The 18,538-nt window shown below is 70.5% G+C and carries 19 protein-coding genes; 10 read left to right on the top strand and 9 right to left on the bottom strand.

Translation table 11 applies throughout. The features are described 5' to 3' along the window. Positions 1-16: 16 nt before the first annotated feature. Both AB0M80_RS09695 and AB0M80_RS09690 read right to left on the bottom strand, forming a co-directional pair. Positions 17-1,489, bottom strand: a complete 1,473-nt coding sequence (locus tag AB0M80_RS09695) for a cytochrome ubiquinol oxidase subunit I (RefSeq protein ID WP_364561381.1) — start codon at positions 1,487-1,489, stop codon at positions 17-19. 71 nt (positions 1,490-1,560) lie between these two features. Next, positions 1,561-2,520: a S41 family peptidase gene (locus AB0M80_RS09690; RefSeq protein ID WP_364561378.1), complete on the bottom strand. Its 960-nt coding sequence runs from the start codon at positions 2,518-2,520 to the stop codon at positions 1,561-1,563. 187 nt (positions 2,521-2,707) lie between these two features. Between AB0M80_RS09690 and AB0M80_RS09685 the strand changes: the two genes are divergently transcribed. Then, the gene (locus tag AB0M80_RS09685) at positions 2,708-3,295 is read left to right on the top strand and encodes a TMEM165/GDT1 family protein (protein ID WP_364562032.1); all 588 of its coding nucleotides are present in this window, start codon (positions 2,708-2,710) and stop codon (positions 3,293-3,295) included. 56 nt (positions 3,296-3,351) lie between these two features. Next, positions 3,352-3,999: a DUF998 domain-containing protein gene (locus tag AB0M80_RS09680; protein WP_364561375.1), complete on the top strand. Its 648-nt coding sequence runs from the start codon at positions 3,352-3,354 to the stop codon at positions 3,997-3,999. On the opposite strand, the gene AB0M80_RS09675 is transcribed toward AB0M80_RS09680, so the two are convergent. Both AB0M80_RS09675 and AB0M80_RS09670 read right to left on the bottom strand, forming a co-directional pair. After that, on the bottom strand, positions 3,996-4,637 hold the full coding sequence (locus tag AB0M80_RS09675; RefSeq protein WP_364561372.1) for a helix-turn-helix domain-containing protein: 642 nt from the start codon (positions 4,635-4,637) through the stop codon (positions 3,996-3,998). The genes AB0M80_RS09680 and AB0M80_RS09675 overlap by 4 nt on opposite strands. Further along, positions 4,634-5,488, bottom strand: coding sequence for a hypothetical protein (locus tag AB0M80_RS09670; protein WP_364562029.1), 855 nt, complete (start codon positions 5,486-5,488; stop codon positions 4,634-4,636). Before AB0M80_RS09670 ends, AB0M80_RS09675 begins: the two co-directional genes overlap by 4 nt. An 85-nt stretch (positions 5,489-5,573) precedes the next feature. Between AB0M80_RS09670 and AB0M80_RS09665 the strand changes: the two genes are divergently transcribed. The 3 genes from AB0M80_RS09665 (at position 5,574) to AB0M80_RS09655 (ending at position 9,382) form a co-directional block, all read left to right on the top strand. Next, positions 5,574-6,746, top strand: coding sequence for a homogentisate 1,2-dioxygenase domain-containing protein (locus AB0M80_RS09665; RefSeq protein WP_364561369.1), 1,173 nt, complete (start codon positions 5,574-5,576; stop codon positions 6,744-6,746). Between the two features lie 77 nt (positions 6,747-6,823). Further along, entirely contained in the window at positions 6,824-8,632 is a 1,809-nt protein-coding gene (locus AB0M80_RS09660) for a substrate-binding and VWA domain-containing protein (RefSeq protein ID WP_364561366.1), read from the top strand. 12 nt (positions 8,633-8,644) lie between these two features. Then, positions 8,645-9,382, top strand: a complete 738-nt coding sequence (locus tag AB0M80_RS09655; protein ID WP_364561364.1) for a hypothetical protein — start codon at positions 8,645-8,647, stop codon at positions 9,380-9,382. On the opposite strand, the gene AB0M80_RS09650 is transcribed toward AB0M80_RS09655, so the two are convergent. Beyond that, the gene (locus tag AB0M80_RS09650; RefSeq protein ID WP_364561361.1) at positions 9,379-10,596 is read right to left on the bottom strand and encodes an MFS transporter; all 1,218 of its coding nucleotides are present in this window, start codon (positions 10,594-10,596) and stop codon (positions 9,379-9,381) included. The genes AB0M80_RS09655 and AB0M80_RS09650 overlap by 4 nt on opposite strands. A 92-nt stretch (positions 10,597-10,688) precedes the next feature. Here AB0M80_RS09650 and AB0M80_RS09645 point away from each other — a divergent pair, with 92 nt between their 5' ends. Continuing rightward, positions 10,689-11,615, top strand: a complete 927-nt coding sequence (locus tag AB0M80_RS09645) for a LysR family transcriptional regulator (protein WP_364561359.1) — start codon at positions 10,689-10,691, stop codon at positions 11,613-11,615. Positions 11,616-11,658: 43 nt separating this feature from the next. On the opposite strand, the gene AB0M80_RS09640 is transcribed toward AB0M80_RS09645, so the two are convergent. Continuing rightward, positions 11,659-12,687: a hypothetical protein gene (locus AB0M80_RS09640; RefSeq protein ID WP_364561357.1), complete on the bottom strand. Its 1,029-nt coding sequence runs from the start codon at positions 12,685-12,687 to the stop codon at positions 11,659-11,661. Between the two features lie 154 nt (positions 12,688-12,841). On the opposite strand from AB0M80_RS09640, the gene AB0M80_RS09635 reads away from it, so the two are divergent. Then, the gene (locus AB0M80_RS09635; protein WP_364561355.1) at positions 12,842-13,636 is read left to right on the top strand and encodes a DUF2470 domain-containing protein; all 795 of its coding nucleotides are present in this window, start codon (positions 12,842-12,844) and stop codon (positions 13,634-13,636) included. Here AB0M80_RS09635 and AB0M80_RS09630 read toward each other — a convergent pair. Continuing rightward, positions 13,628-14,089: a PPOX class F420-dependent oxidoreductase gene (locus tag AB0M80_RS09630; RefSeq protein ID WP_364561353.1), complete on the bottom strand. Its 462-nt coding sequence runs from the start codon at positions 14,087-14,089 to the stop codon at positions 13,628-13,630. The two genes, AB0M80_RS09635 and AB0M80_RS09630, sit on opposite strands and share 9 nt — an antisense overlap. Positions 14,090-14,111: 22 nt before the next feature. Between AB0M80_RS09630 and AB0M80_RS09625 the strand changes: the two genes are divergently transcribed. From AB0M80_RS09625 to AB0M80_RS09615, 3 genes are all read left to right on the top strand, one after another. Continuing rightward, entirely contained in the window at positions 14,112-14,924 is an 813-nt protein-coding gene (locus AB0M80_RS09625; RefSeq protein WP_364561350.1) for a CPBP family intramembrane glutamic endopeptidase, read from the top strand. A 40-nt stretch (positions 14,925-14,964) separates the two neighbouring features. Further along, on the top strand, positions 14,965-16,149 hold the full coding sequence (locus AB0M80_RS09620; protein ID WP_364562027.1) for an arginine deiminase: 1,185 nt from the start codon (positions 14,965-14,967) through the stop codon (positions 16,147-16,149). A 144-nt stretch (positions 16,150-16,293) separates the two neighbouring features. Next, positions 16,294-16,848, top strand: a complete 555-nt coding sequence (locus AB0M80_RS09615) for a ferritin (RefSeq protein WP_360277390.1) — start codon at positions 16,294-16,296, stop codon at positions 16,846-16,848. Positions 16,849-16,944: 96 nt separating this feature from the next. Here AB0M80_RS09615 and AB0M80_RS09610 read toward each other — a convergent pair whose 3' ends face one another. Next, positions 16,945-17,772, bottom strand: a complete 828-nt coding sequence (locus AB0M80_RS09610; protein WP_364561348.1) for a hypothetical protein — start codon at positions 17,770-17,772, stop codon at positions 16,945-16,947. Next, positions 17,769-18,275, bottom strand: coding sequence for a SigE family RNA polymerase sigma factor (locus AB0M80_RS09605; protein ID WP_364561345.1), 507 nt, complete (start codon positions 18,273-18,275; stop codon positions 17,769-17,771). Before AB0M80_RS09605 ends, AB0M80_RS09610 begins: the two co-directional genes overlap by 4 nt. Positions 18,276-18,538 lie beyond the last annotated feature (263 nt).

Raw genomic sequence — 18,538 nt, 5'->3', positions numbered from 1 at the left:
CATCGAGTCCACCACCTCAGTACGCGAAGGCGAGCGTGTCGCCGTCCGTCTTGTCGGAGTCCTGCTTCGGCGGGGGCATCACCGCGTCGACGCCGCCGCGGATGTACTTGCGCATCAGAAACAGCTCCACCACGCCGAGGGCGGCGTACACGCTCGTCAGCGCGATCAGGGACGTCCACACCTCGCCCGTCGTCAGCCGCGAAACCGCCTGGGCCGTGAACATCCACACCCCGTCGACGCCCGAAGGGTTCGGGACCACCACGAACGGCTGACGGCCCATTTCGGTGAAGATCCAGCCGGCGCTGTTGCCCAGGAACGGCGTCGCGATGCCGCCGAGGACCAGCCAGGGGAACCAGCGATTGCCCGGGGTGCGGCCGCGCCGGGTCAGCCACAGGGCCAGGACGCCGATGCCCGCCGAGACGGCGCCGAAGCCGATCATCATGCGGAAGCCCCAGTACGTCACCGGGAGGTTCGGCACGTAGTCGATCGGCTTGCCCGCCAGTGAACCCAGCGCCGGGTCGTCCGGGTAGTTCGTGCCGTACTTGGCCTGGTACTCCGCGACCAGGTTCTCCACACCCTTGACCTCGGTCGTGAAGTCGTTGTGCGCCAGGAAAGAGAGCAACGCGGGCACGTTGAACGTCTTCACGTCTTCGCAGTTCGCGCCCGACACGTCGCCGATCGCGATGATCGAGAAGCTCGCGGGCTTTTCCGTGTGGCACAACGCTTCCGCCGACGCCATCTTCATCGGCTGCTGCTCGAACATCAGCTTGCCCTGCGCGTCGCCGGTGAACGCGAGGACCGCGAACGCGGCCACGCCGACCCAGCCGCCGAGGCGCAGCGAAGACCGCCAGACGTCCTCGTGGTCGCCACGCCGCCACAGGTGCCAGCCCGCGACGCCCACCAGGAACGCCGCCGCCACCGAGAACGCGCCGGCGAGGGTGTGCGGGATCGCGGCCAGCGCCGTGTTGTTCGTCAGCACGGCCCAGATCGAGTTCATCGTCGGCTTGCCGTTCTCGAACGTCACGCCCACCGGGTGCTGCATCCACGAGTTCGCGGCCAGGATGAAGTACGCCGAGGCCATCGTGGCCAGCGAAAACGCCCACGCGCACGCCAGGTGCACCTTCTTCGGCAGCCGGTCCCAGCCGAAGATCCACAGGCCGAGGAACGTCGACTCGACGAAGAAGGCGACCAGCCCTTCCATCGCGAGCGGCGCGCCGAAGACGTCGCCGACGAAGCGCGAGTACGCGCTCCAGTTCATCCCGAACTGGAACTCCTGCACGATCCCGGTCACCACGCCCATGGCGAAGTTGACCAGCAGCAGCTTGCCCCAGAACTTCGTCATCTTCAGGTGCCGCAGCTCACCGGTGCGGACCCAGCGGGTCTGCATCGCCGCGACCAGGATCGACAGCCCGATGGTCAGCGGGACCATCAGGAAGTGGTAGACGGTGGTGATGCCGAACTGCCACCTTGCTAGATCGAGGACCTCCACGTGGTCCAGCGTGCTCCGGCCCTGGTGACGCGGCCAGATCAACTGGTCCCGTTCGTGGCGGGACCAACGTCCTACAGCTGGTCGAGGGCCTTCCGCGCCTCGTCCGCGACGAGCCGCCGCGGGCCCGAATCCCCCAGCTCGAGGACGTGCCGGAGGGCCAGCGCGTACGCGGTGTCGAAGGCCTTGTCCGCGGCGACCGGGATGTTCGGCGGCACGCCGACGCCCTCCCAGTTCTCCCCCGATTCCGGGTCGTACGAGCGGGCGATCGGCACCGTCACGTCCAGGTAAGTGTCCACTTTGTACCGATCGCAGGGGTGCGCGCCGCCCCGCGTCACTTCGCCGACGGTCTTCGCGCGGCCCTGCCGCTGCAGCGAAAACGCGAGGTCCTCGCCACCGGAGAACGTCGCCGGGCCGGTGAGCACCCAAATCGGCTTGGTACCGCCGAACTTCGGCCCCGGGACGTACGGCAGCGTCCACATCTGGGTGACGCGGTCGCCGTCGCGCTCGTAGAAGTCGAGGTAGTGGGTCCGCTCGTCAACGAGGTAGCTCTGCAGGAAGGCGCTGGTCTCCGGGTCGCCGCCGCGGTTGCGCCGCACGTCGATCAGCAGCGCGTCGGCCGACGCGACCAGCGTCATCGCCGCCGAGACCGACGGCGCCGCGAGGTCGACCGGGTAGAGCATGGTCGTGTCGAGGTAACCGACGTTGCCGGAGAGCCGCCGCACCGAGGCGATCCCGAAGTTCTCCAGCTCGGCGACGCGCCGGAAGTCTTCGGACGCGTGCTCCGCGTCACCGTCCACGGCGACGGGGTCGAGGTGGTGACGCAGCCGCAGGTGTTTGTCGTCGTTCACCGACTGGAGGTCCGCTGTGACGGCCGTCGCGAATTCCGGGTCACCGAGGTCCGCGTACGCGCCTTCGCCGAGACGCGCGCGAAGCACCTCCGCCAGCTTCGCGGCAACGTCCGGGAAGACGTAGTGAGCTTCCAACCGGCGGATGACCTCTTCGACCTGCGCAGCACGCGCCTCAGACCCCATGCCGATCAACCTACCGCAGGCCACAACCGAAAATTCGGCACGCCGAAAAAAATTGTGTGACCCCCCGGGACGCCGAATTCATGGCTGCCGATCAGGCAATTTCGAGGTAGCCATCAGCTTGCGGCTTTCAGAGATGCCCCTTTATCGTTGCAGTGAAAGGGGCGAAAGAATACTCATGACTGCCGCTATGGTGGCGCTGATCAGCGCGTTCGGCCTGGTCCTCGCTGTGGAACTGCCGGACAAGACGCTCGTCGCGACCCTGGTGCTGACCACCCGTTTCCGCGGCTGGCCGGTTTTCGCCGGGGTGTGCGCGGCCTTCGCCGTGCAATGCGTCATCGCGGTCGCGTTCGGCAGCGTGTTGACGTTGTTGCCGGACGTAGTCCTTTCGCTGGTCGTCGCCGGGATGTTCGGCCTCGGCGCTTTCATGCTCCTCCGCGAGGGATTCAGCGAAGCCGACGCAGCGGGCGAAGACGCTTCGCGCGCCGGCCCCTCGCCGCTGTCCTTCATGCGCTCGGCGATGACGTCGTTCGGCGTGCTCTTCGCCGCCGAGTGGGGCGACGCGTCCCAGCTCGCGACGGCGAGCCTCGCCGCCCGGATCGGCAACCCCTTCGCCGTCGGCGTCGGCGCCTTCAGCGCGCTCGTCGTGGTCGCCGGGCTCGCCGTGTTCATCGGCGGGAAGCTCCGCAGCCGGATCCGGCCGAAGCTGATCCAGCGCTGCGCCGGGTTCGCGTTCGCCGGGTTCGCGGCGTTCGCCCTGCTCCAGCTGGCCTTCTGACCGCTCCTTCACAGGTTCACCCGGTAACCTTTCGGCAACGAAAGGGAGAGCACCAGGTGAACGAACCCTCGACCGCGGTCTCGCCGCTGCACGGCCGGATCGCGCTCGGCGGCATCGGCCTCGCCGTGGCCATTTCGATCGCCCTGCACCTGCGGCTCTCCGCCCAAGTCAGCCCGATCTGGCAGACGTTGTCCGAGTACGTCCACGGCAAGCTCGGCACGTCCTCGGCCGCGCCGGTGTTCAGCGTGATGTGCCTGGCGCTGTCGCTGGGCTCGGTGGCGTTGCTCGCCGGCATCGCGAAGGCGCACCGACCGGGCACCACCGCGGTCTGCGGCCTGCTCGGCATCTGGTCGGCCGGCCTGCTGGTGTGCGGCCTCGTGCCCGTCGACCCCGACGGGCAGGCGCGTTCGCTCTCCGGGCAGGTCCACAACTTCGCCGCGCTCACGGCGTTCGTCGCCCTGCCCGCAGCCGCGTTCGTGCTGACGAAGAAGGGCCGCGAACGCTGCCCCTGGGAACCCCGCCGGACGACGATCCGGCGCCTGGCCACGGCGAGCTTCGCCAGCGTCGGCGTGGTGCTCGGCGGGTTCGTGCTGACGCTCGTCCTCGGCCCGGCGCACCAGGACGTCACGTTGGGTCTCTTCGAGCGGTTGCTGTTCACCGTCGACGTCGCGCTGTTGTTGACGATGGTCCGGCCGCTGCGTTAGCCGTCGGTCTTCAGGATGTCGGCCAGCCGGGTGGCGGCCGCGACGACCTGAGGGCCCACGTCGGCCGCCTTCAGGGGCTCCATCGAGACGACGCCGACGCTCGCCCGCAGTCCCGGCACCCCGCGCACCGGCGCTGCGACGCCGGAAGCGCCCGCCTGCAGCTCACCCGTCGACGTCACCCAGCCGCTGCCGCCGGGACGCAGGGTCATCGCCTTGCCGGCCGCGCCGGCGGTCAGCGAGTGTCTGCTCCCGACGCGGTAGGCGACGTGGAAACTGGTCCACGACGGCTCGACGACGGCCACCGCAAGCGCTTGCGGACCCTGCGCGACCGACAGGTGCGCGGTCGCGCCGACCTTCTCGGCCAGCTCGCGCAGGACCGGGCCGGCCGCGTCCCGCAGCTGCGGCAGCACCTGCCCGGCCAGCCGGAGAAGCCCGACGCCGAGCCGGACCTTGGTGCCGTCGCGCCACACCAACCCGCGCTCCGACAGCGGCACGAGGAGCCGGTAGACGGCCGCGCGGCTGGCCCCGATGGCCACGGCCAGCTCGGAGATGGTCGCCGCGTCCCCGCCGGCGTCGGCGACTGCCTGCAGCAGCGCCAACCCCCGGTCGAGCGTCAGCGACCCCTCCCGGCTGGTCACAGCAAGCCGAGTTCGCCCATGTCGGCGACGGGCTGCTCGAACGAGGCCGCCGCGTACGACGCGAAGAGCGCCCGCACGGCCTTCGCCGCCGGCTCGGACAGCGCGCGGGCCTCGTCGGCCAGCGCCTGGGCGTCGGTCGACGCCAGCGCCGCCCGGACGTCGCCGCCGGCGAGGCTGCGCGCGGACGCCACGAGCAGGTTCAGGAAGCCGTGGTGCACGAACCCGCTGCCGGGATCGGTGTGCCGGACCGCGCGGTGCAGGCTGTTCGTCGCCTTGAACGACGCGCCACTGGACCCGCTGACGACGGCGAGGAAGTCCGCCACCTCGTCGACGCTGGGGAAGTTCTCGCCCGCCTGGCCGCCGCAGCGGATCTTCGGCCAGCTGCCGTGCTCGATCACCTTCCGCACGCCGTCGAGCCAGCCGACGCCGCGCCGCGGCTCGACCACCCGGATGACGTCCTCCGGGACGAACTCCGAAACGCGCTCCAGCCAGACCTCGTCGACGTCCGACGGCGCGGGCATCTCGACCATCCGCAGCGCCAGCAGCTCACTGCGCGACTCGACGATCGAGATCGCCTTCGGGACGCCGCCGAGGCCGGTGTCGATGATCAGCGAGAGCGGCAGGGGCTGCTTCGGCTTGATCTTGATCAGCTCGGTGATCAGTTCCGGTAGCCGGGAGGCCTGGCAGAGGAAAACCCCCAGTACACCGGCGTGTTCGGACTCCCGGCTGACGAAGTGCGCACGGAGCGCTTCGGGCATGGCCGCACCGACCGGAGGGAACAGCGCCGAATCGTCGACGAGCCTCGCGAACAGCGGGGGAATTCCACGGGGGCCGGGTGGCGTGAGTTCCACAGCGCTTGACACGACTGACACGCTAGTAGCGTACGACATCAGAACAAAATCGTTCGCACACCGGACACGTCAGAAGGGGACGTCGATGCCTTACTACCGGCGAGTAGGCGAGATCCCGCACAAGCGGCACACCGCGTTCCGCAAGCCGGACGGCGGCCTCTACGCCGAGGAGCTGATGGGCGTCGAAGGCTTCTCCGCCGACTCCGCGCTGCTCTACCACCGTGGGCTGCCGACGGCGATCGTCGACGCCGTCGCCGTCGAGGAGGACCGCGGGTCCCTGACCCCGAACCACCCGCTCAAGCCGCGGGCGTTCCGCACGCAGGACCTCAAGTTCGGCGGCGAAGCCGACGCGGTGACCGACCGCCGCCGCCTGTTCGGCAACAACGACGTCACCATCGGGTTCGTCACGGCGACCGCGCCCAGCCCGCTGTACCGCAACGCGGCGGGCGACGAGCTGTTCTACGTCCACGGCGGCTCCGCGACCTTCGAGACGATCTACGGCCGCATCGAGGCCGGCGACGGCGACTACGTCGTCATCCCGACGTCGTGCACCTACCGGGTCGTCCCCCACGGCGAAATCAACCTCTTCACCCTCGAGGCGCGCGGCCACATCGGGCCGCCGAAGCGCTACCTGTCGGCGAAGGGCCAGTTCCTGGAGCACTCGCCGTACTGCGAGCGCGACATCCGCGGGCCGTCGGAGCCGCTGCTGGAGGACGGCGAGGACGTCGAGGTGCTCGTGCGCCACCGCGCCGGGCTGACCCGCTACACCTACGCGACGCACCCGTTCGACGTCGTCGGCTGGGACGGCTGCCTCTACCCGTGGGCGTTCAACATCGACGACTTCGAGCCGATCACCGGCCGGGTGCACCAGCCGCCGCCCGTGCACCAGACGTTCGAGGGCCCGAACTTCGTCGTCTGCTCCTTCTGCCCGCGGAAGGTCGACTACCACAAGGACTCGATCCCGGTGCCGTACAACCACGCGAACGTCGACTCCGACGAGCTGATGTTCTACGTGCGCGGCAACTACGAGGCCCGGAAGGGCTCGGGGATCGGGATCGGCTCGCTCTCCCTGCACCCGTCCGGCTTCACGCACGGCCCGCAGCCGGGTGCGGCGGAGGCGTCGATCGGCGCGGAGTTCTTCGACGAGACCGCGGTCATGGTCGACACGTTCGCGCCGCTGGAGCTCGGCGAAGCCGCCGACGCGTCCGAAGACCCCGGTTACGCCTGGACGTGGTCGCGCCGCGGCCCTAAGGGATAGTCAAGTTCCGGAATTACCGTCCCGCCCTCGTTCCGCTGGCCGATAATGGAATTTCCGGCGGAACGGGGAGGCCCTCGATGATCAATTCCCAACCAGCACGGCGAAAGAGAAAGTTCCTCCCGTTCGTGGCCGCGATCGTGGTCGCCGCCGGCCTGATCATCGGCATCCGGTACTGGACCAGCGACTCGGGTGACGACGCGGACCAGCCGAAATGCACCGGTTCGGACGCGGTCGCGTTGACCATCGCCTCTTCGCCGGAGAAGGCCGGCATCGTCCAGGAAGCCGCGAAGGCCTACTCCGGACGGTCGGTCGCCGGGCACTGCGTCGACGTCGTCGTGAAATCGAAGTCCTCCGGCGTCGCGATGCAGGCGCTGGCGAACGGCTGGAACGAAGCCACCGACGGGCCGCGCCCGGACGTCTGGACGCCGGCCGCGAGCGGCTGGGTCAACCTGCTGCGCGTCAACGCGAAGGGCGACTCGGCGTCGATCGTGCCGGACGGCGACCCGCAGTCGATCGCGAACTCCCCGCTGACCGTCGCGATGCCGAAGCCGATGGCCGAGGCGCTCGGCTGGCCGGCCAAGCCGATCGGCTGGAAGGACCTCGCCACGCTCGCGACCGACCCCGCGGGCTGGGCGAAGTACGGCCACCCGGAGTGGGGGAAGTTCCGGCTCGGCAAGACGAACCCGAACATCTCGACCGCCGGGCTGAACGCCACCATCGGCGCGTACTACGCGGCCACCGGCACGTCGTCCGACCTCACCGCGGCCGCGCTCGAGAAGCCCGAGGCCAAGCAGTTCGTCTCGAACATCGAGCAGGCGATCGTGCACTACGGCGACAACACGCTGACCTTCTTGACCAACCTGCAGAAGGCCGACGACCGCGGTGCGGCGCTGTCCTACATCTCGGCGGTGACCGTCGAGGAGAGCTCGCTGATCGGCTACAACCAGGGCAACCCGACGAACGACCCGGCGAAGGTCGGCCAGCACGCACCGCCGAAGGTGCCGATCGTCGCGATCTACCCGGCGGACGGCACGCTCAACTCCGACCACCCGTTCGTCACGCTGAACTGGGCCGATCCGACGCGCAAGCAGATCGCTGCGGACTTCCTCGGCTACCTGCGGGGGCCGGAGACGCAGCAGCGGTTCGCCGCGTTGGGCTTCCGGTCGTTCGACGGCAAGCCGGGCCCGCAGGTGACGACCGCGAACGGCGTCCAGCCGGACGCGAAGATCAGCTTCCTGCAGCCGCCGTCGCCGACGGTGCTGTCGAAGCTGCTGGCCACGTGGACCGACCTGCGCAAGAAGGCGAACGTGCTGCTCGTCGTGGACGTCTCGGGCTCGATGGGCGACGAGGTGAAGGGCACCGGCAAGAGCAAGATCGACCTGGCGAAGCAGGCGGCGATCGACTCGCTCGGCCAGTTCGTGCCACGGGACCAGGTCGGGCTGTGGCAGTTCTCGACCCGGCTCGACGGCGACAAGGACTACCAGGAGCTGCTCCCGGTGCAGGCGCTCGGGAACAGCGGCAAAGAGACGCTCGCCATGCGGCTGAGCGGGCTGACGCCGCAGTCGGGCACCGGGCTCTACGACTCGACGCTGGCCGCGTACGAGTACCTGAACGCCCACCTCGACCCGGCGGCGATCAACGCGGTCGTGGTGCTCACCGACGGCCGCAACGAGGACTCCGGCGGCATCGACCTCGACCACCTCGTGCCGCAGCTGCGGCCGGAGGGCAACGCGGAGACGGTCCGGCTGTTCACGATCGCCTACGGCGGGGACGCCGACCAGGGCGTGCTGAAGCAGATCGCGGAAGCGACCGAAGGATCGGAGTACGACTCGTCCAAACCGGACTCCATCAACCAGGTCTTCACCTCCGTGATCTCGAATTTCTGAGATCCTCCGGTCATGAAGTTCGCCCGTGAGCTCGCCGAACCGTGGGGACTGCTGCTCGCCGCGACATCGGCCGGGGTGGCGTGGGCCGTGCAGCTGCCGGTCGTCGCGTCGGCCGGTGTCGGCGTCGCCGTCCTCGCGGCGTGGGCGGGCGTAGCCGTCGCCACCCGCGAGAAGGAGCCGGAACGGCGTGTGCCGCGGGTGCTCGACGTCACGCCCGGGTCGGCCGAGGAGAACTGGCTGCGCCGGGCCGAAGGCGCGGCCGAGGGGTTCGTCTCGCTCAGCGGGTCCCTCAGCTCCGGTCCGCTCGCCGAGCGCGTCGCGGACATGGAGGCGGTGGTCCAGGAGACGCTGTCGACCCTGCACCGCCTGGCCGGCCGCGCTTCGGCGACCGGCTTGGCCCTCTCCCGGGTGGACCTCGACGCCGTCGCGCACGAACGGCGTCGGCTGGAACGCGAGCTGCGCACGGCGAACCCGGAGGTCCATGGCGATCTCGAACAGGCGCTGACGGCGGTGCAGGCCCAGGCGGACGTGCACGCGCGGCTCTCCGGCGCCCGGGACAAGCTGCTGGCCCAGCTGCAGTCGGGCGCGCTCGGGCTGGACAGCCTGGTGGCCCGGGTCGCGGAGCTGACGGCCGCGACGACGGACGTCGCCGTGGACACCGGCGCGGTGCGGGAGCTGAGCGACCAGCTGGAGGGCATCCGGCAGGGCGTGCTCGAGACGGAGCAGGCGACGCGGAAGTCGCTGGGTTAGGCGGCCACCGGCGTCCGGTCGCGGCGGGGCAGCAGCAGCGGCGTCACCAGGACCAGGATCCCGGCAACCCCGATCGCCACGCGCGCGCCGGTGAAGCCGGCGAGCAGGCCCCAGCTCGCGGTCAGCGCGGCGATCGCCGCCTTGGTGCTGACCGACCACGCCGAGAGCGTCCGCGCGATGCGGTCCGCCGGGAGCTGCTCGAGCCGGTAGGTCGCGAGCACCGGGTTGAACACGCTGCAGCAGACGATCAGGCCGAGTTCGACGACCATGACGAACACCAGCCCGCCGGTGCCGCCCGGCACGAAGGCCAGCGCGAGCAGCCAGCACGCCCGCAGGCTGCCCGCTGTCAGCAGCACGGCGTGCCGCCCGAACCGCTCGACGAGCCGCGGGGTCAGCCGCGAGCCGGCGAGGCCGCCGAGACACGGGACGGCGAACGCGAGCCCGTACTGCCACGGCGCGAACCCGAGCTGGTTCAGCATCAGCACGGCGAGCAGCGGCTCGGTTCCCATGATGAGGCCGTTGAAGAACAGGACGTTGAAGAACAGCGGCCGCAGACCGGGGTGCGTCAGGATCGTGCGCCACCCCTCGGCCAGGTCACGGGCACGCAGCCGGGTGGTCGGCCGCGGACGCGGCTCGTCGTCCGCGGCGATCGCGCGGAGGCCGAGGGCGGAGAGCAGGAAGCTGACGGCGTTGGCGACCACCGACGTCACCGGCCCGAGCACCGCGAACGCGGCCCCGCCGAGCGGCGGGCCGAGCGCGGTGGCGGTCCAGTTCGTCGCCTCGAACCGGCCGTTCGCCACGAGCAGGTCCTCGGGCGGCACCAGCCCCTTCAGGTAAGCCCCGCCGGCCGAGGTGAACGTGATGTCCGCCGCGGCGACGACCACCGAGACGGCGAGGAGCTGCGCGAAGCTCAGCACGCCGAGGGCGTAGGCGGCCGGCACGCTGATCAGCGAGGCGAACCGGACCAGATCCATCGCCACCAGCACCGGCCGCTTCCGGCGGCGATCGACCCACGGCCCCAGCGGCACGGCGACGAGCGCCCCGACGGCCGGCCCGGCCGCGGCGAGTGCCGAGACCGCCACCGGCCCGGTGTGCAGCACGAGGATGGCCAGCAGGGGGAAGGCCCCGAACCCGAGCCAGGTCCCGAAGGCACTCACGGCGTAGGCCGACCACAGCCACCTGAACCGCGGCCCCAGCGACCGCCCGCGCATCACCGGGAGATCAAAGCGAGGAACCGCCGTCCGGAGCAAACAACCGAAGCGGCGGCGAGCCACAACGCGGCGTTGTGAATCTAGAGTCGGTCGTCGTGGACCTCGACGCCGTGCGCACCTTCGTCGCCGTTGTGGAGGCGGGCCGGTTCCAGGACGCCGCCACCGACCTGTCGATCACGCAGCAGGCGGTCTCGAAGCGCATCGCGGCGCTGGAGAAGACCCTCGGGGCCCGGCTGTTCACCCGCACCGCGCGCGGCGCCCGCCTGACCGGCGACGGCGAGGCGTTCCTGCCGCACGCCCGCGAACTGCTGGCGGCCGAGCTGCGAGCGCTTGCGTCGGTGCGCACCGGGCCGCTCCGGATCGACGTCATCGGCCGGCGGCTGTGCCCGGCAACGTTGCTGCGCGGATTCCACGAGGCCCACCCGGACGTCGCGTTGGAGGTCGCGACGCTCTTCGACACCGCGGTCGCCGCGATCCGGGACGGCTCGATCGATGCGTCGTTCCGCACGGTCCTCGCGCTGCCCGAGGACCTCGAGGCACAGTGGGTGCTCGACGAGCCGATCCAGCTGTTGTGCGGCCCCGGGCATCCGCTCGCCGAATCGCCTTCGGTGGCTCCAGCCGAGCTGGCCGGGCATCGGATCTGGATGCCCGGTGTGGTGCCCGGGACCGAGTGGGGCGCGTACTACGCCGAGTTCGCGGCCGCGTTCGGTCTGTCGATCGACGCGGCCGGGCCGAACTTCGGCACCGAGGTCGTGCTGGACACGATCGCGGAGTCGACGGAGGTGGCGACCCTGGTCGGGGCGGGGAGCCGGGTGTTGTGGCCACCCGAGCACGACCTGCGGCGCGTGCCGGTCGAAGAGCCCGTGCCGGTGTACCCGCATTCACTGGTGTGGCGCCGGGGCAACGCGCACCCTGGCCTCACTACGCTGCGGAATTACCTCGCGAAGAGCGAGCGCGCCGCCGATGCGTGGCGGCCGAACTGGGCGCGCTACCCGAGCCAGGCCGTGCCCAGCACCGGGTAGCCCGGCAGGACGACGCACGCGCGTTGCCGGCCGGACTTGGCGCTCAGCCCAGCCACACCGTGCCCAGCACCGGATAACCGGGCACGCCCGTCTTCGCCCCTCCGGGCTTCGGTACCCCCGCGATCCACAGCCGGCCCGTCGCCGCGATGTTCGCGGCCATCGACGGGTCCGCCTTGGGCAGCCGGAAGCCGACCACCGTTCCGTCGGCCAGCATCGTCAAGCCGCTCAGCCGGGCCGAGCCGTGGCGGCTCATGCGCACCGGGCCGTCGAGGACCGCGCGCAGCTCCGTCCAGTGGTCCGCCGCGAGGGGGCGGTCGTGGGCGATCGAGCGCAGCAGCGCCGTGAGCGCACCCAGCAGCGCGCCGGCCCCGAACGTCCACGCGACCCACCCCACGGCCGGGAAGTCGAGCCCGACCCATCCCGCGAACCCGGCCAGCACCAGCAGGAACGCCGCCGTCACCCGCAGGTCGCGGGCGATCTGGCGGCGGTGCGCGGTCAGCACCGGGTCGAGCCTCGGTGAACCGGACCCGGCCGGTTCCGGAACCCGCACCGCACCCGGCGGTGGCGCGTCGTGGATCCGGGCGCGGCGAACCCGCACCACGCCGGAGAAGCCGACGAACACCTTCGGGCCCCGCCCCAGCAGCCAGACCCGCCGATGCCCGGCCACCAGCAGCCGGTGTGCTTCGTCGAGCCGGACGCGCAGCCACCGGCCGTCCGGCAGGCGGACGCCGACCGTCCGCCCGGCCGCGACCAGGCCGTCGGCGGTGATGTCCACCTGCCGGAACGCCTCCCGCTTCAACCGCGTCTCGGGCACCCTGACGTACGCGCGGTGCAGCCACCACGCCTCGATCGAGCCGGCCAGCGCGAACGTCCCGATCGCCAGGGCCACCCCGGCACCGGCGAAGAACTGGGCGATTCCGAACACCACGAAGAAGCCCCCCACCAGCCGGCGGTTCGTGGTGTTCCGGCCGAGGCGGTCGAGGTACTCGCCGAAGATCGGCAGCGCACCGGACGGCATGGCGGGGTCGAGCTCGAAAGCGCGCACGCGCTCGGGAAACGGGACGATCTGCACGCGGAGCCCCCACCGGGTTCGGAGTGGTTACCCGCCTTTTCGACGAACTGGGCACCGGCGTTACCGGATGCGCCGTTCAGCGGAAGCGACGTGATCGCCACGACTATCCAGACCGGCAAATTCAGGTTAGGCTCACCTAAGTAGGAGGTGAGCCGTGACCGAGGCCCCCACATCCGTCCGCCGCCCGCCGGCGCCGAACCCCGCCGAGCGCGCCAAGACGATCGCGACCCGCAACGGCCCCGCGTCGTTGCTGCCCACCTGCGACCGCGCCGACCTGAACGGCGAACGCGTCGTGCCGGTCCTGCACCACGTGCACCACAGCGGCAGTGTCAGCGTGCTGCTGCCCGACGACCACCCGATGGTCCGCTCGGCGAAGCAGACCCAGCGCGGGGAGCTGGCGGTGATGGTCGAAATCGCCGACCAGGCCCCGGTCGACCTGCGTGAACCGATCCGCGGACTGCTGTGGATCACCGGCTGGTTGCGGCCGCTGTCCCCGGTGTCGGCCCGCGCGCGGGCGGTGACGATCGCCGAGACGCGGCCGGACGAACGGCTCCTCGACGTCGGCCACGGCGTGACACTGCTGCGGCTCACCCCCGCCTCGCTCGTGCTCGCCGACGCCGAAGGCACCCATTCGCTGCGCCCGCACATGTTCAGCGCCGCGCCACCCGACCCGTTCCACGACTACGAGGCCCGGTGGCTGCGGCACCTGGAGAGCGACCACTCCGACGTCGTCGAGCAGCTGGCGAAGCACCTGCCGCCGGGGCTGCGCGGCGGCCGGATCCGCCCGCTCGGGCTCGACCGGTTCGGGCTGCGGCTGCGCGTCGAGTCCGACACGGGCGACCACGACGTGCGGCTGGCGTTCTCGAAGTCCGTCGACGACCCGTCGCAGCTCGCGTCGGAGCTGCGACGGCTGGTCGGCTGCCCGTTCCTGCGCGGGAGGTCAGGCTAGTTCGGCGGGGAAGCCGCCCTTCGCGATCGGCCCCCAGCTCTCGATCGTGACCCGGATGATGCTCTTGCCCTGCTTGACCATGGCTTCGCGGTATTCGTCCCAGTCCGGGTGTTCGCCGGAAATGCTGCGGAAGTAGTCCACGAGCGGTTCGACCGAATCCGGGATGTCCAGCACCTCGGCGGTGCCGTTCAGCTGCACCCACTGGTCGTTCCACTCGTCGGACAGAACGCAGGCCGAGACCTTCGGGTTGCGCTTGACGTTCACGACCTTCGCGCGCTTCGGGTAGGTCGAGACGACCAGCCTGCCCTCGGCGTCCACGCCGCACGTGACCGGCGAAAGCTGCGGGCCGCCGTCGGCCTTCGTGGTCAGCAGGATCGCCCGGTGGCGGGTGGACAGGAACTCGACCAGCGCGGCGCGGTCGACGGTTTCGTTGGTGGCGATGCTCCTCGGCATACCCCGAAGGTAGCGTGCGCGCATGACGTTCACCGCGCGATCGTGGCTGGCCCCGGACCGCCCCGAGTTCCCCGGGACGATCGAGGACCCCGCCGAGCGCCGTGCGATCAAGATCGAGCTCCTGATCGTCTTCGGGATCACGCTGGGCATGTCCGGCGTGCGCAGCCTGCTGTCCCTTGTGGACTCGCTGCTGCAGCCGGTGCCGCTGGCCCAGCAGCAGACCCAGCTGAACGTGCCGCAGGCCGCGGCGAGCCTGATCGACCTGCTCAAGCAGCTGCTGTCGGCGGCGCAGCTGGTCGGCTGGGGTGCGCTCGGGCTGTACCTGCTGTGGCGCGCGGGCATCAAGATCACCCGGCTGGGGCTGGACCGCCGGTCACCGGGCTATGACACGCTCCTGACCGTCGTGCTCGCCGCCGTGATCGGGCTTCCCGGGCTGGCGCTGTACTTCGTCTCCTACCACCTCGGGTTCAGCCTGGCGGTGCAACCGTCCACTTTGGGCGATACGTGGTGGCGGCCGATCTCGCTGACGCTCTCGGCGTTCGGCAACGCCTTCGCCGAAGAAGTGCTGGTCATCGGCTACCTGCTGACGCGGCTGCGGCAGCTCGGTGTTCGAGAGAACAACGCCGTTTTCGGCGCCGCCGTGCTGCGCGGGTCGTACCACCTCTACCAGGGGTTCGGCGGGTTCGTCGGCAACTTCATCATGGGTCTGATCTTCGGGCGGCTGTGGCAGAAGACCAACCGGCTGTGGCCGCTGGTCGCCGCGCACACGCTGTTCGACTTCGTGTCCTTCGTCGGATATGCCCTGCTGAAGGGGCACGTTTCCTGGTTGCCCTGACTAAGATCGGGGGGTGATCGACGAAACGACACCTCCCCGGGTGGACAGCGAAGTCGGACCCCTGCGCGCGGTGCTGCTGCACCGGCCCGGCAACGAGCTCAAAAGGCTGACGCCCCGCAACAACGACCAGCTCCTGTTCGACTCCATCCCGTGGGTCGACCGGGCCCAGGCCGAGCACGACGCGTTCGCCGAAGTGCTGCGCAGCCGCGGGGTCGACGTCCTGCTGCTGGCCGACGCGCTCCGGACGGCCCTGGAGGACGACCGGGCCCACGCGGCGGGCGTGCACGCGGCGGTCGACGACCGGCGGCTCGGCGGCGACCTGGCCGACTCGCTGCGGTCACACCTCTCCGGCGTCGACGCGGCCGGCCTCGCCGAGGTGCTGATGGCCGGGATGACGTTCGAGGAGCTGCCGTCGGCGGAGGGCGCGTCGCTGGTGCGGATGATGAACCACCCGCACGACTTCGCCGTCGATCCGCTGCCGAACCTGCTGTTCACCCGCGACTCGTCGGTGTGGATCGCCGATCGGGTGGCGGTTTCGTCGCTGACCATGCCCGCGCGGCGCCGCGAAACCGCGGTGCTCGACCTGATCTACGCCTACCACCCGCAGTTCCGCCACGCCGCCCGCGCGTACGGCGCCCATTCGGCGCCGATCGAGGGCGGGGACGTGATGCTGCTGGCGCCGGGCGTGCTCGCCATCGGCGTCGGCGAGCGGACGACGGCGGCCGGCGCGGAGTCGCTCGCCCGGTCGGTGTTCGCCGACGGCATCGCGCACACCGTGCTGGCGGTGCCGATCGAGCAGTCCCGCGCGACCATGCACCTGGACACGGTGTGCACGATGGTCGACGCCGACGCGGTGGTGATGTACCCGCTGGCGCGCGACCTGCTGACGGCGTTCACGCTGCGCCCGACCGGCGACGGCGGGGTGAAGGTCGCCGGTCCGGCGCCGTTCCTGGTGGCCGCGGCCGAGGCGATGGAAATCGACCGGCTGCGCGTCATCGACACCGGCCTCGACCCCGTGACGGCCGAACGCGAGCAGTGGGACGACGGCAACAACACCCTCGCCCTGGCGCCCGGCGTGGTCGTCGGCTACGAGCGGAACGTCGAGACGAACGAGCGGCTGGAGGCGGCCGGCATCGAGGTGCTGCCGATCGCGGGCTCCGAACTGGGCTCCGGCCGGGGCGGTCCGCGGTGCATGTCCTGCCCGGTACGCCGCGATCCGTTGTGATGCAAGCCTTCCCTAAAAGGCGTACACCATTAGGGAAGGCTTACTTAAATTAGGTGAGTCTTCTTTAGGAATGGTAACCCTAATAGGGGCCAGATCACCAGTCGCAAGTGGTCGAAAATCGAATTCTGCCGTATCATGGTGCGCATGGCCCTCACCAAGAAGAAAGAGCCGCGCTCGAAGTTCTACGAACTGCTGCAGGCGCAGATCCACAACGAGTTCAACGCGTCCCAGCAGTACATCGCGCTCGCGGTGTGGTTCGACGCCGAGGACCTGCCGCAGCTGGCGAAGCACTTCTACAAGCAGTCCGTCGAAGAGCGCAACCACGCGATGGCGCTCGTGCAGTACATGCTCGACCGCGACCACCACGTCGAGATCCCCGGCACCGGGGAAGTGCGCAACGACTTCTCCGGCGTCACCGAGCTCATCGAGCTCGCGCTCGAGCAGGAGAAGGAGGTCGCCACCGACATCTCCGCGATGGTGAAGGCCGCGCGTGCCGAAGAGGACTACATCAGCGAGCAGTTCACGCAGTGGTTCCTCAAGGAGCAGGTCGAAGAGATCTCGCAGATGAGCACGCTGCTGAACGTCGTCAAGCGCGCGAACGGCAACCTGTTCGAGGTCGAAGCGCACCTGTACCGCGAGTCCGTCGGCGACGGCGGCACCGACTCGCAGATGCCCCCGGTGGCCGGCGGCAAGCTCTGAGTTCCGCTCCCACCACGCGGTAATTCGCTTCGCAAGAAGCCGGAAACCCGGGCTCTCCCCCTGTGGACAGCCCGGGTTTCCGCATGCGGTCGGCACTCAGCCGGCGCAGTCCTGGGTGGCGCTCGTCAGGCTCGTCTGCACGACGCCCGTCTCGCCGAGCCGGAAGCGGTATTCGGCGGTGGTACCGGCCGGGGCGACGACGTCACCGGACTCCTCCTTGGCCGCGGGGTAGGCGGCGAGGACCTGGTCCTTCGTGGACCCGGCACCGATGCCTTCGGCGGTGTGCACGGCCACGTCCGGAGTGACGACGACGAGCCCGGCCGCCTTGGAAATGACGACGCTCGCGGCCGCGGGCACCCCGTTGCCCTGTGCCTTGTAGACGGTGCAGCTCGCCCCGGCCTGCGCGTCGCTGAGGGTGACGGCCTGCGCGGCCACGTCGGCCTCGGACATGCCGAGCTTGAGCTTGCCGAAGCCGTCGGCCGCGAGCAGCGGCCCGCTCGTCACGTCGGCGAGCGTGGACGGCGACGGGGTGGACGACGGCCGCGGCGGCGTCCGCGTCGATGCTCCCGGAGGCGCAGTGGCCTGGATGCTCTGCGTGCTGGTCGGCCCGGGCGTCGACGGCTCGGGCGGCCGGCCCTGCGTGAGGTTTTCGGGTGGCTTGACGCTGACTCCGGTCCCGTCGGCGGACATCACCGCGGTGCCGTCCTCCGTGTGGAGCCGGATCATCGTCAGCCCACCCGCGACGGTGACCACGGCCGCCGCGACCCCGGCCACCGCCTGGACGGTATGGCGCCGACGGCGACGCCGGCGCGCACCGGCGACGATGACGGTGCCGGCATCGGGCGGCGGCGGCGGCAAGTCCAGCCGCTCGTCGGCGAACAGCGCGCGCAGGCGCTGCTCCAGTTCGTCCTCGGAGATGTTCAACCCGCACCACTCCCTTCGCCGTCGACCGACTTGAGCTTCATCCGTAGCGACGCGATCGCCTTGCTGGCCTGGCTTTTGACGGTGCCCTGGGTGACGCCGAGGACACCGGCGATCTCCGCTTCCGAGAGACCTTCGTAGTAACGCAGCACCATCACGGCGCGTTGTCTCGGCGGCAGCGTTCGTAACGCACGCCACAGCGGCTCGTGCTCGAACGGGTCCGACGGCACGTGCGGGTTGGTGTCCGGCAGATCCGCCACGAGGTTCTCGCGACGCGTCCGGCGCCAGCGGCTCACGTGCGCGTTCGCCATCGACCGGCGGACGTAGGCCAGTGGGTCGCCCGTCTTCTCGTGGACGTAGGACCACCGCGAGCCCATCTTTTCCAGCACGGTCTGCACCAGGTCCGCCGCGTCGTGCGGGTTGCCGGTGAGCGCGTGGCCGTACCGCAGCAAGCCCGGCAGGGTGGCCTGCACGAAATCACCGAAGTCGATGAACTCACCCGGCAACGTCGCGGCCCTCCCTCGGCCTGCGCTGGTCACCGGGGTGGCAACCCGGCCGAAAGCAGGCGGACGCGGCCCGGAGACAATCCGCTCACCGGTACCCGTTCCGCCGTGGCTGCCGGTCGGATCGGTACCGGTCGACGCAGTGTCTCCCCCGGTGAAGACGGGTGCCGCAGCGGTCACGGTATCGCCTCCCATCGGGGTCGGGTAGCCAGAAGCCGAGTCGCCTTCCTCCCCAACACGCATCACAGCCCCCTCAGGTTGCCCGC

It is taken from the genome of Amycolatopsis sp. NPDC051045 (assembly GCF_040682955.1).
Taxonomy (GTDB): Bacteria; Actinomycetota; Actinomycetes; order Mycobacteriales; family Pseudonocardiaceae; genus Amycolatopsis.
Note: the sequence above shows the minus strand (reverse complement) of the source record. Positions and strands in the feature narration are given on the sequence as shown.

What these genes read in the sequence shown, in the direction of transcription:
- AB0M80_RS09690 (WP_364561378.1), bottom strand. Translation starts at nt 2,520, where the DNA reads ATGGGGTCTGAGGCGCGTGCTGCGCAGGTCGAAGAGGTCATCCGCCGG.
- AB0M80_RS09685 (WP_364562032.1), top strand. Translation starts at nt 2,708, where the DNA reads ATGGTGGCGCTGATCAGCGCGTTCGGCCTGGTCCTCGCTGTGGAACTG.
- AB0M80_RS09665 (WP_364561369.1), top strand. Translation starts at nt 5,574, where the DNA reads ATGCCTTACTACCGGCGAGTAGGCGAGATCCCGCACAAGCGGCACACC.
- AB0M80_RS09660 (WP_364561366.1), top strand. Translation starts at nt 6,824, where the DNA reads ATGATCAATTCCCAACCAGCACGGCGAAAGAGAAAGTTCCTCCCGTTC.
- AB0M80_RS09655 (WP_364561364.1), top strand. Translation starts at nt 8,645, where the DNA reads ATGAAGTTCGCCCGTGAGCTCGCCGAACCGTGGGGACTGCTGCTCGCC.
- AB0M80_RS09630 (WP_364561353.1), bottom strand. Translation starts at nt 14,089, where the DNA reads ATGCCGAGGAGCATCGCCACCAACGAAACCGTCGACCGCGCCGCGCTG.
- AB0M80_RS09625 (WP_364561350.1), top strand. Translation starts at nt 14,112, where the DNA reads ATGACGTTCACCGCGCGATCGTGGCTGGCCCCGGACCGCCCCGAGTTC.
- AB0M80_RS09615 (WP_360277390.1), top strand. Translation starts at nt 16,294, where the DNA reads ATGGCCCTCACCAAGAAGAAAGAGCCGCGCTCGAAGTTCTACGAACTG.